13 protein-coding genes are annotated in these 14,460 nt (G+C 72.6%); 6 read left to right on the top strand and 7 right to left on the bottom strand.

Going from position 1 to position 14,460, the window contains the following annotated elements; genetic code table 11:
- The first annotated feature begins 3 nt into the window (after positions 1-3).
- A complete protein-coding gene (locus tag CKY47_RS26990; RefSeq protein WP_371320736.1) occupies positions 4-111 on the top strand; it encodes a DUF397 domain-containing protein in 108 nt (35 codons plus the stop codon).
- A 48-nt stretch (positions 112-159) separates the two neighbouring features.
- Here the strand turns inward: CKY47_RS26990 and CKY47_RS26985 are convergent, their stop codons facing one another.
- Together CKY47_RS26985 and ctaJ are read right to left on the bottom strand one after the other, a co-directional pair.
- Positions 160-639 (bottom strand): DUF5130 family protein, encoded by a 480-nt coding sequence (locus tag CKY47_RS26985; RefSeq protein ID WP_306749053.1) that lies wholly within the window; start codon positions 637-639, stop codon positions 160-162.
- Positions 626-871 (bottom strand): aa3-type cytochrome oxidase subunit CtaJ, encoded by a 246-nt coding sequence (ctaJ, locus tag CKY47_RS26980; protein WP_306749052.1) that lies wholly within the window; start codon positions 869-871, stop codon positions 626-628. Before ctaJ ends, CKY47_RS26985 begins: the two co-directional genes overlap by 14 nt.
- A 455-nt stretch (positions 872-1,326) precedes the next feature.
- On the opposite strand from ctaJ, the gene CKY47_RS26975 reads away from it, so the two are divergent.
- Positions 1,327-1,677, top strand: a complete 351-nt coding sequence (locus tag CKY47_RS26975) for a DUF2345 domain-containing protein (protein ID WP_306749051.1) — start codon at positions 1,327-1,329, stop codon at positions 1,675-1,677.
- Between the two features lie 13 nt (positions 1,678-1,690).
- Here the strand turns inward: CKY47_RS26975 and CKY47_RS26970 are convergent, their stop codons facing one another.
- Positions 1,691-2,347, bottom strand: coding sequence for an HNH endonuclease (locus tag CKY47_RS26970; protein WP_306749049.1), 657 nt, complete (start codon positions 2,345-2,347; stop codon positions 1,691-1,693).
- A 152-nt stretch (positions 2,348-2,499) separates the two neighbouring features.
- Here CKY47_RS26970 and CKY47_RS26965 point away from each other — a divergent pair, with 152 nt between their 5' ends.
- The 4 genes from CKY47_RS26965 to CKY47_RS26950 all read left to right on the top strand — a co-directional run bounded on the left by CKY47_RS26965 (position 2,500) and on the right by CKY47_RS26950 (position 7,652).
- A complete protein-coding gene (locus tag CKY47_RS26965) occupies positions 2,500-4,590 on the top strand; it encodes a prolyl oligopeptidase family serine peptidase (RefSeq protein WP_306749047.1) in 2,091 nt (696 codons plus the stop codon).
- A 28-nt stretch (positions 4,591-4,618) separates the two neighbouring features.
- Complete coding sequence (locus tag CKY47_RS26960; RefSeq protein ID WP_371320738.1) at positions 4,619-5,500, top strand: mechanosensitive ion channel family protein; 882 nt, start codon at positions 4,619-4,621, stop codon at positions 5,498-5,500.
- Positions 5,501-5,611: 111 nt separating this feature from the next.
- Positions 5,612-5,998 (top strand): globin, encoded by a 387-nt coding sequence (locus tag CKY47_RS26955; protein WP_306749046.1) that lies wholly within the window; start codon positions 5,612-5,614, stop codon positions 5,996-5,998.
- 58 nt (positions 5,999-6,056) lie between these two features.
- Positions 6,057-7,652 (top strand): glycoside hydrolase family 13 protein, encoded by a 1,596-nt coding sequence (locus tag CKY47_RS26950; RefSeq protein WP_306749045.1) that lies wholly within the window; start codon positions 6,057-6,059, stop codon positions 7,650-7,652.
- Between the two features lie 111 nt (positions 7,653-7,763).
- Here CKY47_RS26950 and CKY47_RS26945 read toward each other — a convergent pair whose 3' ends face one another.
- The 4 genes from CKY47_RS26945 to CKY47_RS26930 all read right to left on the bottom strand — a co-directional run bounded on the left by CKY47_RS26945 (position 7,764) and on the right by CKY47_RS26930 (position 14,398).
- A complete protein-coding gene (locus CKY47_RS26945) occupies positions 7,764-8,204 on the bottom strand; it encodes an NlpC/P60 family protein (RefSeq protein WP_306749043.1) in 441 nt (146 codons plus the stop codon).
- Positions 8,205-8,276: 72 nt separating this feature from the next.
- Positions 8,277-9,677 carry a CHAP domain-containing protein gene (locus CKY47_RS26940; protein WP_306749042.1) on the bottom strand — a complete coding sequence of 467 codons (1,401 nt, stop codon included), beginning with the start codon at positions 9,675-9,677 and terminating at the stop codon, positions 8,277-8,279.
- A 59-nt stretch (positions 9,678-9,736) separates the two neighbouring features.
- Positions 9,737-11,206: a glycoside hydrolase family 19 protein gene (locus CKY47_RS26935; protein ID WP_306749041.1), complete on the bottom strand. Its 1,470-nt coding sequence runs from the start codon at positions 11,204-11,206 to the stop codon at positions 9,737-9,739.
- Positions 11,207-11,368: 162 nt separating this feature from the next.
- Positions 11,369-14,398 carry an AfsR/SARP family transcriptional regulator gene (locus tag CKY47_RS26930; RefSeq protein ID WP_306749040.1) on the bottom strand — a complete coding sequence of 1,010 codons (3,030 nt, stop codon included), beginning with the start codon at positions 14,396-14,398 and terminating at the stop codon, positions 11,369-11,371.
- Between the last annotated feature and the right edge of the window lie 62 nt (positions 14,399-14,460).

Raw genomic sequence — 14,460 nt, 5'->3', positions numbered from 1 at the left:
GAGGTGGCGAGCCACCTGGGCGCGCTCAGGGACAGCAAGAACCCCGCCGCGGTGCTGGAGATCAGCCCCCGACGACTGCGGGCGTTCGTACAGGTGGCCAAGAAATCGTGAGAAAAAAGGCCCCGGTCGGGTGACCGGGGCCTTCCACTTCCGGATGTTCTAGCGGGCCGGGCGTCCGGCCTGGTCGGCCAGCATGCGCAGGCCGCTGAGGAGACCGCCGGCGAGGTCGCCCTCCTTGAAGGACGCGACCATGCTCATGACGGCGAGCTTGGCGCCCCGGTCGGCGAGCCGCCGGTGGGACTCCTCGCCGGTCACGACCTCGACGACCCGCTCACCGGGCGACACCGCGACCAGCACGGCGTGCGCGGGGCGGGGCGTGGCGGCGTGCAGCTCCTCGGCGCGGGCGCGGGAGTCGGAGCCGAGGGCGCCGAGGTAGACGCTGAAGTCCAGCCCGGTGGTGCGGCTGGCCAGCGTCAGGGCCTCGTCCAAGGTCGCCAGCTGCACCGGCGTGAACGGCAGGCTCGGCGCGTGCGGCGCGTGCATCCTCGCGACGGACACGCGGCCGCTGTTGGTGACGGCCGCGCCGACCGGCAGGGTCGACGGGTCGACCTCGACCCGGTTCAGCTCACCAGTTGCCACGAGCGCCTCCCTTGGCGGTGCGGCCCTCACCCGGGACCGCGGCGGGCGCGTGCGCGCCACCGGACAGCCCGGCGGGGTTCGCGGTCCACCACACGGGGGCGTAGCCCCATTCCTGGCCCGGGCGGTACCGCTGGATGCGGGTGGCCTTCGGCCTCAGCGTCAGTAGCGTGATCACGCCGTAGATGGCCAGCGGGATCAGCGCGAAGACGAGCACGGTCTCCACGATGGTCACGGCGGTTACGGTAACCGATCGACCCGCACCAGTCCGGGTGAGGGCACCGTTCGCGCGGGTCGCGCCGGGCGCACAACTGTGAACGGGCCCCTCGTGCGCGCACCGCCCATCACGCTCCGCGCGGTGATCGGTGGTGACCGCGGCCCGGCGGGGGCCGGAGCCCGCGTCGATCACGGCCGGCGGCTCCGCCGCACGCCACGTGCCGGTGTGATGTGGACTACGTCCTACCTGGGAGAACGTCACGGTCGGTGTCGATCAGTGCCGGATGTACTAGTTCGGACTCTCGATCGTCGCAGTGCGTACACCCAGGCGGTCTGCCGCCGTACGGGGGTTCATGGCGGCCGGTTTGGCGTCTTGTCCTGGGCCCACTCGGCTTCTAGCTTTTCACCTGTACGGGTCTTGCGCATCGACTGCTGGTTTCTACTTTGCGCCCGTTGAGCCTCGGAGGACACGACATGTACACCGAAAACCGCGCCCAGGTCGCCACCGTCACTCTTTTGCCGTACACCCAATCGGGCGAGGCAGTTACGGCTGGTTGGCACCTCTCGGCGACGGCCGATTCGGTGCGCATCACCGCGAAGGACGACTCGGTGCGCATCACGGCCTCGGACTCCGTGCGCATCACGGCCTCGGACTCGGTCCGGATCACCGCGAAGGACGACTCGGTCCGGATCACCGCCGCCGACTCCGTGCGCATCACCGCGGAGGACTCCGTCCGCATCACCGCGTCGGACTCGGTCCGGATCACGGCCTCGGACTCGGTGCGCATCACGGCGCGCCGCGGGGACCTCGCCCTCGCGGCGTGACCACCGGATCGGCTCAGGCCGCGGGCTCGCCCAGGTAGGGCAGCCACAGCGGGTCGGCCTCGGTGACGCCGGCCAGCAGCCGCCAGTGCGGCCCGCGGGGCGCGTTCGGGACCACGCGCAACCGCCAACCCAGCTCGGACAGCAGCTTGTCCGCCTTGCGGTGGTTGCACTTCGCGCAGCACGCCACGCAGTTGGTCCACGTGTGCGGCCCGCCCCGGCTGCGCGGCACCACGTGGTCGATCGTCTCGGCACGCCCGCCGCAGTAGGCGCAGCGGTACCGGTCGCGGTGCATCAGCCCGGCGCGGGTCAGCGGCACCCGGCCGCGGTAGGGCACCCGCACGTAGCTCGACAGCCTGATGACCGACGGCACGACGACCTCGGACGTCGAGGAGTGCACCACGGCACCCGCCGGGTCACCGTGCACCACCTCGGCCTTCCCGCACACGACGAGCACCACCGCGCGCCGCAGCGGCAGGGCGGTGAGCGGCTCGAACGTGGCGTTGAGCAGGAGGACCTTGCGTCTTCCCCAGGGCAGCACCAAGGGCGCCTGACCGGCTCCCTCCCCGCCGACCACAGCGTGCACACCGGGCTGTTTTTGGCCGGACGGGACCGACGGCGCGAGCCCGGCGTTCACCAGGGCGCCGATCGGGGTGGGTTGTCGGTCTGGCACGCGACCACCTCCACCGGTTCAACTACAGAAGACCACAGATCACCCTCAAAAATCACCTGTGATATGTGACGTGTCACGGAGTCGTGGCCGAAACTTCGGTGAACACACCCCAATTGGTGATCGTTTTCATCAGGGTCGTTACGCTGACCCGGGTGACCGAGGACTCCCGCGCAGCGCTGCCTGCGACGATCACCTATCCCACCGCCGAGCGGCTCGACCTCGTCGAGGACCTGCACGGGCACCTGGTGGCCGACCCCTACCGCGCGCTCGAGGACCCGGCGGACCCGCGCACCGCCGCGTGGTCCGAGGCGCAGGACGCGCTGGCGCGCTCGTGGCTCGACGCGATGCCGGGCCGGGAACGGCTCGGCGCCCGGCTGGCCGAGCTGATGCGGACCGGCTCGGTGGGCACGCCGGTGTGGCGGGCCGGGCGGGCGTTCTACGCGCGCCGCGACCCCGACCAGGACCACGCCGTGCTGTACGTGCTGGTCGACGGCGTGGAGCGGGCGCTGGTGGACCCCTCGGCGCTCGACCCGTCCGGTCGGACGACGCTCGACCGCTGGTCGCCGTCGCGGGAGGGCACTCGGCTGGCCTACCAGGTGTCCGTGGGCGGTGACGAGCACTCGCTGCTGCACGTCCTCGACGTCGACACCGGGGAGCTGCTGGACGGCCCGGTCGACCGCTGCCGGTACTCGCCGGTCGGCTGGCTGCCCGGCGGCGAGGAGTTCTTCTACGTGCGGCGGGTCGACCCCGCGCTGGTGCCCGAGGACGAGCGGCAGTTCCACCGCCGCGTGTGGCGGCACCGCGTGGGCGCGCCGGCGTCCGAGGACGTGAACGTGCACGGCGACGGTCTCGACCACACGTACTACTACGGGCTGTCGGTGTCCGAGGACGGCCGGTGGCTCGTGGTGAACGGCGCACCGGGGACCGTGCGCAAGGACTCGGTGTGGATCGCGGACCTGCACGGCGACGGCGCGCTGAACCCCGTGGTCCTCACCGAGGAGGGCGCGCAGTGCACCGCGTGGATCGAGCCCGACGGGCGCCTGTACCTGCTGACCAGCCTCGACGCGCCGCGGTTCCGGCTGTGCTCGGCCGACCCGGCGTCCCCCCGCGACTGGACCGAGCTGGTGGCCGAGGAGCCGGACTCGGTGCTGGAGGGGGCCGTGTGGCTGGACGGCTCGCTGGTGCTGGCGCGCACCCGGCACGCGGTGTCCGAGCTGCACCTGCACGACGCGGACGGCACGTGGGTGCGCGAGGTGCCGCTGCCGGGCACCGGCTCGCTGCACGGCATGTCCACCGCGGACGTGCGCACGCCGGGCGACCGCGACGTGCTGTGGTTCGGCTGGTCGGACTTCACCACGCCCACGTCGGTGTACCGGTTCTCGGTCGCGACCGGGGCCGTGGAGCTGCACGCCGCCGCGCCGGGCGCGGTCGACATCCCGGACCTGTCCACCCGGCAGGTCGCCTACGAGTCGGCCGACGGCACGGTCGTGCGGATGTTCGTGGTGTCCGGGTCCCGGCACCCCGACCTGCCCCGGCCGACGCTGCTGACCGGCTACGGCGGCTTCGCGGTCGGCCGCGGCCCCGGCTACAGCGCCACCACCCTGGCCTGGGCGGAGGCGGGCGGGGTGTGGGCGCACGCGTCGCTGCGCGGTGGCGACGAGGAGGGCGAGGAGTGGCACCGGGCCGGCATGCGGGAGTCGAAGCAGAACGTGTTCGACGACTTCCACGCCGCCGCCGAGCGGTTGATCGCCGACGGGTGGACCACGCCGCAGCAGCTGTCGATCATGGGCGGCTCGAACGGCGGCCTGCTCGTCGGCGCCGCGCTGACCCAGCGGCCGGAGCTGTACGCGGCCGTGGTGTGCTCGGCGCCACTGCTGGACATGGTGCGGTACGAGCGCTTCCTGCTGGGGCGGCTGTGGTCCGAGGAGTACGGTTCGGCGTCGGTGCCGGAGGAGTTGGAGTGGCTGCTGGCCTACTCCCCGTACCACCGGGTGCGGCCGGGTGTTGAGTACCCTTCGGTGCTGTTCACGGTGTTCGAGTCGGACAGCCGCGTGGACCCCAACCACGCCCGCAAGATGTGCGCGGCGCTGCAGGGCGCGACGGCGAGCGATCCGACCAAGCACCCGGTGCTGATCCGCCGGGAGACCGAGGTGGGGCACGCGGGACGATCGGTGAGCCGGTCGGTGGGGCTGGCCGTGGACCAGTTGACCTTCCTGGCCCGGGCGACGGGCCTGGAGCTGTGAGCTAGCTAGGAGGACTGAGCGGGTGAACGTGGACGTGGAGTCGACCCTCGCCGTGGAGTGGTGGTTGACCAACGGCCCGAAGATGGCCGAGGGCGCCCTGCGCATCGCGCTGATCGTGATCATCGCCGTGGTGGTCCGGGCGGTGCTGCGGCGGTTGATCGACCGGATGACCCGCGGCAACGGCGGCAAGAAGCCCAAGCTGCTCAGGCCCCTGCGCGAGCGGGCGCCCCAGGCCCTCGGGGCGTTCGTCTCCGAGCGGCGCGAGCAGCGGGCCAAGACCATCGGCTCGGTGCTCAAGTCGTTCATCACGATCATCGTGTTCGGCGTGGCGTTCATCCAGGTCCTGACGGAGCTGGGCATGAACGTCGCGCCGATCCTCACGTCGGCGGGCATCCTCGGCGTCGCGATCGGCTTCGGCGCGCAGAACCTGGTCAAGGACTTCCTGGCAGGCATGTTCATGATGCTGGAGGACCAGTACGGCGTGGGCGACGTGGTCGACCTCGGGCCCGCGACCGGCACCGTCGAGGCGGTGGCGCTGCGGATCACCACGATCCGCGACACCAACGGCACGGTCTGGTACGTCCGCAACGGCGAGATCCTGCGGGTCGGCAACTCGTCCCAGGGCTTCGCGGTGGCGGTCGTCGACCTGCCGCTGGCCTACGGCGCCAACCTGAGCACGGCGACCGAGGTCCTCACCGCGGCGGTCGACAAAGCCGCCGCGGAGGAGCTGATGGCGAAGGACGTGACCGACAAGCCACAGGTACTGGGTGTGGAGAAGGTCACGCCCGAGGGGATCACGATGCGCGTCACCGTGAAGGTCCGCCCCGGCCGCCAGTGGGCCGTGCAGCGGGCCCTGCGGGCCAAGCTGATGCCGGCCCTGGAGGACGCCGGGATCTCGCTCAAGTCCTAGCCGCGCCGGGAGTCCGACCCCCGGGTCCCAGGACCCGGGAGCCCGACTCCCGGGACCCGGGGGTCGGACTCTCGATCGGGGTTCGTCGGGGGCGGGTGGCAGGATGGAGGGGTGACCACTCCTCCGGAGAACTTCTACGACGCGGTGGGCGGGTACGACACCTTCCACCGGATCGTCAAGCGCTTCTACGAAGAGGTGGCTACCGATCCGGTCCTGCGCCCCCTCTACCCCGAAGAGGACCTCGGCCCGGCCGAGGAGCGATTCCGGCTGTTCCTGATGCAGTACTGGGGCGGCCCGCACACGTACTCGGACACGCGCGGTCACCCCCGGTTGCGGATGAGGCACGCGCCGTTCGTCATCGGGCCCGTGGAGCGGGACGCCTGGCTGCGCTGCATGAAGGTCGCGGTGGACGCCGAGGAGATGTCCGACGAGCACCGCAAGCAGCTCTGGGCGTACCTCGACATGGCCGCGAACAGCCTCATGAACGCCTGGTCGTGAACCGGTGATCACCCGAACGGGGACGGCTTGTCGGTTGCGAATGGCAGGATGACCTCTCGTGCGACGATCCTCCGACCTCCCCCAAGAGATCGCCGACGAGTCCGCCTGGTGGCGTGACGCCGTCTTCTACCAGGTCTACGTCCGGTCGTTCGCCGATGCGAACGGTGACGGCGTGGGCGACCTCGACGGCATCCGGTCCCGGCTCGGCTACCTCGAACTGCTGGGTGTCGACGCGCTGTGGCTCACGCCGTTCTTCACCTCCCCGATGGCCGACCACGGCTACGACGTCGCCGACCCCCGTGACGTCGACCCGCTGTTCGGCGACCTGGCGGCCTTCGACCGGCTGGTCGCCGAGGCCCACGAGCACAACATCAAGGTCACGATCGACGTCGTGCCCAACCACACCAGCGACCGGCACGCCTGGTTCCAGGCCGCCCTGCGGTCGGCTCCCGGCTCTCCCGAGCGGGAGCGCTACGTCTTCCGCGACGGCGGTGGCTTCGACGGCTCCGTGCCGCCCAACAACTGGCCCAGCCAGTTCGGCGGCCCGGCGTGGACGCGGGTGCCCGACGGCCAGTGGTACCTGCACCTGTTCGCGCCCGAGCAGCCCGACCTGAACTGGGAGAACCCCGAGGTGGCCGCCGACCTGGCGCGCACCCTGCGGTTCTGGCTGGACCGGGGCGTGGACGGGTTCCGCATCGACGTGGCCCACGGCATGGCCAAGCCCCGCGACCTGCGGAACGTGGACCCGAGGGCCGAACTCGGCTCGGGCGTCCGGCACGACAACGCCGTGGACCCCCGGTTCGACAACGACGCCGTGCACGACGTGCACCGGCTGATCCGCAAGGTCGTCGACGAGTACCCCAACCGGATGGCCGTCGGCGAGATCTGGGTCAAGGACGACGCCCGGTGGGCGGCGTACGTGCGGCCCGACGAGCTGCACCTGGGCTTCAACTTCCGGCTGCTGGAGGCGCCGTTCGACGCCGACGCCGTCCGCGCGGCCGTCGACCACTCGCTGAACGCCGTGCGCGGCCTCGGCACCCCGCCGACCTGGACGCTGTCCAACCACGACGTGCCCCGGCACGTCACCCGCTACGGCGGCGGCGCGCTCGGCGCGAAGCGGGCGCGGGCGATGGTCCTGGTGGAGTTGGCGCTGCCCGGCGTCGTCTACCTCTACAACGGCGAGGAACTGGGCCTGCCGAACGTCGAGCTGCCCGACTGGGCTCTCCAGGACCCGATCTGGGTCCGCTCGCGGCACGCCGACCGGGGGCGCGACGGCTGCCGGGTGCCGCTGCCGTGGGAGGGCGACACGCCGCCGTTCGGCTTCTCGGAGGCCGCGGGCACGTGGCTGCCGCAGCCGGGCGAGTGGGCGGGCCTGACCGCCGAGTCGCAGCTGGAGGACCCCGGCTCGATGCTGTCGTTCTACCGGCACGCCTTGGAGCTGCGGAAGTCGAACGCGGCGTTCAACGGCGAGGAACTGGAGTGGTACGGCGCACCGGCGGGCTGCTTCGCGTTCCGGCGCAAGGGCGGCGGCCTGATCTGCGCCCTGAACACCTCCGGCGGCCCGGTGCCGCTGCCGCCCGGCGGGGTGCTGCTGGCCAGCGGTCCGATGGACGGCAACCAGCTGCCCCCTGACACGGCGGTCTGGCTCGTGTGACACGACGCCCCGGCCGATCCCCGGGCGGACGTGGTGCGGGCCCGGTCCCCTCGCCCGCGCCCGCACCACTCCCCCGGGGTGGGGCGTCCCGGTCCGAGCGTCCCCCGGGAGTCAGAAGTCCAGGTCGTGGACGTGGCGGAGCCGGTAGGGCCGGTAGCCGCGCGGCCCGCCGTGGTAGGGGTAGACCAGCGTGCGGCGGACCGTGCCGAGCCCGCCGCACTGCTCCCACCCCAGGTAGTGCGCCCGCTCGTCGTCGGCCCACGCCTCGAACAGCACGACGTGCCGCGTCGTGCGGTCGCCGGTCGGGTCGATCAGCACGTCGGCGGGCAGCAGGTCGTCCTTGTCGATCGGCGTGCTCACCCCGATCAGGTCGACCGTGTTGAGGCCGCCGTGCGGCACGTCGGGCAGCCCGAACGCCATCGACACGAATCCCGAGCAGTCCGTGCGGTAGGTGCCGTGGGCGTTCGTGTGGAACGCCCACTGGCTGTAGGGCACACCCACCCACGTGGCGGCCCGGCGCAGGACCTCCGCCCTGCTGATCGGCACGACCACGCGCGCCTCCCGGTGAACGACCGCTGGGCCCCCGACCGTTTCCGGTCGGGGGCCCAGCGGGGCGGGGTGTCGTCAGTAGCCGGTCACGTCGAAGTCGACGACGGTGTCGGCCATCTCGTGCCACTCGGTGCCGTGGACACCGCCGGCCTTGGCCGCCAGCGTGCCGTCGGGCCGCAGGAAGCCGAGCCGGCCGGTGGCCGCGTCGATCTCCATGTCCTGGACGCCGCCGAGCTGGTTGGCCCAGCCGTCCTGGAGGCCGCCGGCCTTCACCGAGGCGATGCCGTTGGCGAACACCACACCGATCCAGTCACCGGAGATCTCCAGGTCGACCACGCCGTTGGTCTGCTCGGTCCAGTTCGTGCCGTAGACGCCGTCCTTCGCCGTGACCGTGCCGTCGGTGCGCAGGACGCCGATGCGACCGGACGTCGCGTCGATCGCCAGGTTCTTGACGCCGGCCAGCTGGTCGGCCCAGGAGTCGTACAGGTTGCCCTGCTTGATCGAGGCGACGCCGTTGGTGTAGACCACGCCGATCCAATTGCCCGACAGCGTCAGCTCGGCCACCCCGTTGGTCTGCTCGACCCAGCTGCCCTGGAGGCCGCCCTCCTTCACCGCCACCGTGCCGTCGGTGCGCAGGACGCCGATGCGACCGGAGGCGGACTCCAGCGCGAAGTCCTTCACGCCACCCATCTGCGGGAACCACTCCTGGTGCATGTCGCCCTGCTTGACGTGCAGGGTGCCGCCCGCGTCGAGGACGCCGACCATGTCGCCGTCGAACTTCGCCTTCGCGATGCCGCCGCCGTGGACCGTGGTCCAGCCGGTGTTCAGCGCGCCTTCCTTGCCGAGGACGGCCCCCGTGGTGGTGAGGATGCCGATGCGCGGGGTCGTGGTCGGGACGGGGTTGCCGACCCCGACCGGGCTGACGAAGGCGGAGATCCGCTGGCCCGCGATGTACTGGCCCACCCGGTTGCCACCGGTGGCGTACTGGACGGACGAGGTGGTGGGGCCGGAGCCGCCGTAGTTGCCGTTGATCGTGGTCATCGCGGTCGCGGTGACCGAGTCGACGATCGAGACGTGGTCGGCGTAGCCGTTGCCCTGGTAGTTCAGCACCACCGCGTCGCCGACCTGCGGGACGTAGCCGGCGTCGTTGTGCAGGGTGCCCTTGTTCTGGCCGTAGAGGTAGAAGCTGCCCGCGGCGGGGGTGAGGCGGTCGGTGTTCAGGCCCGCCTTGCCCCAGACCCAGCGGGCGAAGTCCGCGCACCACGGGTGGGCCATGCGGCAGGAGTCGATGAAGCCCTGGCCACCCAGGCTGTTCGTGCTGCAGGTCTGTTTACCGATGTTGTTTCTGGCCAGGTCGCGGATGTCGGTGCGGGTGTCGGCGAAGGCGGTGCCGCCGAGCAGGGTCAGGGCGGGGGCCAGCAGGGCGGTGGCCAGGGCGGTGGTCACCGCGCGGCGCACGGTGGTCTTGATCGACATCGTCGTGTTCCTCTCAGGGCTGTCGGGTCGAGCCAGGGGTGTCGGTCGAGCGGTCCGGGTCAGCGGGTGCAGTCGATCGCGGACTCGGGGACGGGCAGGCTGCCGCCGTTGAAGTGCGCGAGGGCCCGCTTGTAGGAGGTGCAGCGGTTGCCGGTCTCGGTCGGGTCGAGCGCGTAGGAGTAGCCGATGGCCCGGCCGACCGCGCCCATGTCGTAGGCGTCGGCGGCGGCGTTGATGTTGCGGGCGACGGTCCAGTACCAGCCGGCGATCCTGGCGCTCCACTGGAGCGAGGCGGCGTCGGACGGGTTGTTCAGGAAGTCGTGGCCCAGGTCCCGACCGGCGGAGCCGTAGTTGGCGGCGGAGGTCAGCTGGATGAACCCGCGACCGCGGTAGACGTCGCTGTTGCCCGCCTCACCGGCGTTGTAGCGGAAGCCGCTCTCGTGCTTGAGGGTCGCGAGGAACGCGGCCTTGCGGGTCGGGGTGGTGATGCCCTTTTCCGCCATGACCTGGTTGAGGCTCGGCAGGCCCGCCGCGACGGTGTCCGTGGAGTACGAGGAGCCGTAGATCGCGGTGATGTCGCCGATCGACACGTGGCCGGCCGTCGACGTCGGGGCGGCCGTGGCCAGGCGGAGCTGCTTGAGACCGCTGGTCTGCTCGACCCAGGGTCCGTGGACGCCGCCGTCCTTCACGACCGCGGAGCCGTCGGTGCGCAGCACGCCGATGCGGTCACCGGAGATCTCCAGGTCCGCGGCGCCGCCGAGCTGGTCGACCCAGCCCGCGTAGAGGTTGCCCTCCTTGACCGTGGCCAGGCCGGTGTCCAGCACGACGCCGACGAGGCTGCCGGACAGCTCCAGGTCGACGACGCCATTGGTCTGCTCGACCCAGTTCGACCAGAGGTTGGACTCCTTCACCGCGGCCGTGCCGTCGGTGCGCACCACGCCGATGCGGTCACCGGACAGCTCCAGGTTCGCGATCGACCCGATCTGGGGGACCCAGGGGGCGTCGAGGCCGCCCTCCTTGACGTTGACCTGACCGTCGGTGGCGACGACGCCGATGCGGTCGGGGGTGATCTCCAGTTCCCCGACGCCGTTGGCCTGCTCGTCCCACCGGGAGTCGAGAGGGCCTTCCTTGACGGCCGCCGTGCCGTCGGTGCGGACGATGCCGACCCGGTCGCCGGCGAGCCGGAAGTCCCGCACCCCGTCGGCCAAGCGCTCCCACCGGGTGTGGAGGTTGTCCTTCTTCACCCAGAGGGTGCCGCCGGTGTCCAGCACCCCCACCCGGTCGCCCGCCAGGTCGAACCGGTCTATGCCGGTGGCGATGTCCAGCACCCACGGGGAGTGGAGGTTGCCCTCCTTGACGTGCACCTGGCCGCTGCCGGACAGCACGCCGACGCGGCCGGCCCCCGGAGGCAGTTCGGCGGCCTGCGCGGCGGTCGTGAGCGCACCGGCGGACAGTCCCGCTGTCAGCAGGCCCGCCACTACGGAGGCGGTGGCGACCCTGGTCGCGCTCGTGCTGGTCAGGACCTTCATCTCGGTTCCTCCTCGGTCGTGCCCTGGTGTCGGCACAACTCTGTCCGGGAGGTCTGCGAGAAAGCTCAAAGCGCGTTTTGAGTCGGTTTTGAGGCGGCCACGACCTGTGAAAAGGGCCGGGAACGTGTGGTTCCCGGCCCGAATTACACAGGTCAGCCGACCTTAAACGGTACAGACGATCGCGTTCGCCCGCGGTGCCGGGATGGTCGGGCGCCGCTCGTGCGCCTCGCGGCTGCCGTGCGTCGTGAAGATCCCCAGGGCCTCGGTCCACGCCGCGTCGGCCGCGTCGGGCTCACCGAGGGCCGCGAGGGTGGCCGACAGGTCGCGCAGCGTCCGGGCCCGCCACACGGACAGCGCCAAGGCCTCCCACCAGTACAGCGAGCGGTCCAGGTAGCGGCGGGCCACGTCCGGGCGCCCCACGGCCAGCTCCAACTCCCCCAGGGTGCGCAGGACGAGCGCCTGGCCGAAGCCGTCCTGCATCTCGTTGCACGTGGCCAGGCACTCCAGCAACTCGCTGCGCACCGCGTCGCCGCGCCCCTGCCGGATGCGGACCTTCGCCAGCGCCTGGGTCGCGTAGGCCGACATCAGCCGGTCGTCGAGCGGGCGCAGCAGCTCGACGGCGCGGGCGCAGCACTCGGCGGCCTCGGCCCAGCGCCCGGCGGCGCGGTGCGCGATGCCCACCGACCGCAGCGCGATCGCCTCGGCCCGCCGGTCGCCGACCGCCTGGTAGACGCGCACCGCCTGCTCGCACGCGTCCAGTGCCCGCCCCAGCTCGCCCCGCTCGGTCAGCACGCGGCCCAGGCCGTGCAGGGCCTGCGCCTCCAGGTGGCGCGCACCCGAGGAGCGCAGCACCGGCAGCGCCTCGTCCAGCAGCGCGACGGCCTCGTCCAGCGCGCCGCGCTCGCGCAGCACCGTGCTCAGCGCCAGCCGCGTGGACGCCTGGTTCGGCACGTCGCCGTCCTCGCGGTAGGCCTCCAGCGCCTGCTGGTAGTACGACGCGGCCTCGTCGAACCGGTCCTGCTCGTAGCGCAGCCAGCCCAGGCCGGACAGCAGCCGCGCCTCTCCCGCCCGGTCGCCCGCGCGCCGGGCCGCCTCCAGGGCGGCCGAGTGCGTCCGCCACCACTGGCCGAACAGGTTGCGCACCGAGAACCGCGACGAGCACAGCGCCGCGGCGAGGCGGACGGCCACGTCGGTCAGGTCCAGCTCGGACACCCGCTCCACGACGCCCACGAGACCGGCCTGCTCGGCGCCGAACCACGCCTCCGGGTCGGCCAGCACGTCGTCGGCGGTGGTCGGGTCGAAGTAGCGGGGGTCGAGGGCGCTGACCGCGTCGCCGAAGCTGGCGTGCGGCATCCGGCTACCCGCCAGCTCCACCAGCGACAGCCACGCCTCGGCGGCGCGCGTGCACGCCGCCCGCACCTGCCCCTCGGGCTCCTCGGCCTCACCGCGCTCGCGGGCGAACGCGCGGGTCAGGTCGTGCAGCCTGTAGCGCAGCGCGGCACCGTCGTCGGACGCGGTCAGGTCGAGCAGTTGCGAGTCCACGAGCCGCTCCACGACCTCCTCCGCCTCGTCCGGGGTGCAGTCCAGCAGCGGCGCGAGGAGCCAGCCGCCGAACGTCGACACGTCCAGGAGCCCGAGGCGGCGCAGGGCGGTGCGCTCCCGCTCGCCCAGGCCGTCGTAGCTCAGCGCGAGGCTGCCGCGCACCTCCAGGTCGCCCAGGGTCAGCTCCTGGAGCACGCGCCGCTGCACGCCCAGCCTGTCGGCCAGCCGCGACAACTTCCACTGGGGCCGCGCGGCGAGCCGGGCACCCGCGATGCGCAGCGCCAGCGGCAGGCGCCCGCACAGCCGGACGATCTCCCGGGCGGCGCCGTGCTCGGCGGGCACCCGGTCGTCGCCGACGACCCGGTCGAGCAGTTCCACGGCCTCGTCCTCGCGCAGCACCCGCAGGTGCAGCTGGGCGGCGCCGCTCAGCGCGCCCAGGCGCTCGCGGCTGCTGACCAGCACCGCGCAGGTCGCGCCGCCGGGCAGCAGCGGGCGGATCTGGCGCTCGTCGCGGGCGTCGTCCAGGACGATCAGCACCCGGCGGTCGGCGACCAGGGTGCGGTAGAGCTGCGCGCGCTCCTCCGGTTCCGCCGGGATGGCTGCGTCGGCGACGCCGAGGGCGCGCAGGAAGCCCGCCAGCACCTCGGCCGGCGCAGCGGGCACGGCGTGCACCCCGCGCAGGTCCGCGTAGAGCTGGCCGTCCGCGAAGTGGTCACGCACCACGTGGGCGACGTGCGCGGCGAGCGTGGACTTGCCCGCGCCCGGCGGGCCGGAGATCGCGCACACCCGCACCGCGCCGGTGGCCGTCGTCAGCCGCGCCACCAGGCGGTCCTGCTCCGCGACGCGACCGGTGAAGTCGGCGATGTCGAACGGCAGCTGGCCGGGTGTCCGGGCGGCGCGGGGTGCCGGCTCGACGTCCTGCGTCCTCGTCCCGCCGCGCAGGACGCGCTCGTGGGTGGCCCGCAGCGCCGGGCCCGGCTCCAGGCCCAGCTCGTCGAGCAGGACCCGCCTGCCCTCCTGGTAGCAGGCGAGCGCGTCGCCCTGCCGCCCCGCCTGGTGCAGGGCGAGCATGAGCTGGCTGCGCAGCCGCTCGCGCAGCGGGTTCTCGGCCACCGCCGCGCTCAGTTCGGGGACCAGGGACTCGCCGCGCCCGATCGCGAGGTCGGCGTCGAAGCGGTCCTCCAGCGCGCCGAACCGCAGCTCCTCCAGCCTCGATCGCTCGCCCTCGGCCCACGCGCCCTGCGCGCCGCCCAGCGGGGTGCCGCGCCACGCGCCCAGGGCCGCGGCGAACCGGGCCGCCGCGCCCTCCAGGTCGCCCTCGGCGAGCGCCTCGCGCCCCTGCGCGACCTCGGCGGTGAACACGTGCAGGTCGACCTGGTCGAGATCGGCGGCCAGCAGGTACCCGCCGCCGGAGCGGGACAGCACGTCGCCCAGTGCCCGGCGCAGGGACGACACGTACGTGTAGATCGCCGACCGCGACCGCTCCGGCGGGTGCTCCCCCCACACGGCGTCGACCAGCTGGTCGAGCGACACGACCCTGCCGGCGTGGACGGCCAGCAATGCCAGCAACGTCTTCGGCTTCGGCCCGCCGACCGGGGCCGTGCCACCGTCCACCACGGCCTCGACCGGCCCCAACACCCTGAACTCCACGCAGTACCCCCACAACCAGCTCGACCACCCAAAGTAGTCGGCTGACCCCGAAAGGGCACTCG

Origin of the sequence: Saccharothrix longispora (assembly GCF_030852425.1) — a bacterium.
GTDB lineage: Bacteria > Actinomycetota > Actinomycetes > Mycobacteriales > Pseudonocardiaceae > Actinosynnema > Actinosynnema longispora.
Note: the sequence above shows the minus strand (reverse complement) of the source record. Positions and strands in the feature narration are given on the sequence as shown.